The following is a 1134-nucleotide window of genomic DNA, read 5'->3' as shown; positions in this document are numbered from 1 at the left end:
ATAACACCACCCGCTATATTAAATAACTTTTTAATATAGCGGGTGGTGTTAGTCCTATTTAAGCTATCATGCCAGCTTGCTGGATTTAACTGGCGAGCAGATAATACGACTCGCCAGATTTATAGTGCAAAAATTTATGCAACTCCCAATTCGGTATTGACCGTGAAGTGAGTTCCGCTATTTTTCAGCCCCTGGTGGTGGTTATCACTCACCGCAACTCGCTCTGTTTCCGGCATACTCGCCATCAGATCTGGTAACCAATCCAAAGGAGAATTGGGGTCAACATTGTCATTGGTCAAGTCTATAACTCGCGGTGCAACAAACAGTTTCCCACTCTTGTCGAACTCAATCTGATGTACCCTCACCCCGGTTAGATTATTATCTTCACGCATTAATGGATCACTACTGTCCAGGAATACCAGATGACGATAACTCTCATCCTTAAGATAATTCACCAGCCGGAAATGATTATACTCTGCCGGTTTTTTTCTATGGGTTAAAATAACATCTTGCCCATCGGCAGTGACAACAAACTCATTCGCCTCTACCCCTTCAAAACTGAGAATATCGGTAGTCTTGTCACTATCATAGTTATTAATAACAATCTCCATCGGGCCAGTTGGGTTATGTTGAACAATATAATGATCACTACCACCGCCTCCTGATAATAATCCCTTGCCATGTTGGGCAAGAAAAACATTACTGCCATTATCGCCTAACAATTCATAATTAGGTAAATACCCCATCAATATTGGCATTTCATCAACAGATAACTGGACATGCAGCGGCAACAAAGTTTTCAACAGAATAGTTTCCTCACCTGATGGTTGCTTAATCAGATGCGTCACGCTGTGGCCATTTTTCCCACCCGAAATATCGAAACGAGTGGTAATATCCTGTGGAAGGTGGTCAGCCAGTAGCGCGTGATAACGACTATCACTCAATGGGGAATATTGTGCCAACATAATAGGCTCGAACGCCTTATTGCCATTTTGTAGTTCAGCCGGCCATTGTGGTGTCAGAATAAAGCCGTCATTGGTAATGAAATTATAATCCAATACTCGTAATAACTTCCCCATCGCTGGCTGATAACAATTTCCGAGATCCAATTCAGTCAGGCTACCATTATCATTT

The 1134-nt window shown here is 42.2% G+C and carries 1 pseudogene; it reads right to left on the bottom strand.

Annotated features, from left to right (window positions below):
• Window positions 1-134 precede the first annotated feature (134 nt).
• Window positions 135-1134 (bottom strand): annotated as a pseudogene (locus AACW11_RS19095) (hypothetical protein); the annotation flags it as partial.

It is taken from the genome of Yersinia sp. Marseille-Q3913, assembly GCF_963892745.1.
GTDB classification, from domain to species: domain Bacteria; phylum Pseudomonadota; class Gammaproteobacteria; order Enterobacterales; family Enterobacteriaceae; genus Yersinia; species Yersinia bercovieri.
Note: the sequence above shows the minus strand (reverse complement) of the source record. Positions and strands in the feature narration are given on the sequence as shown.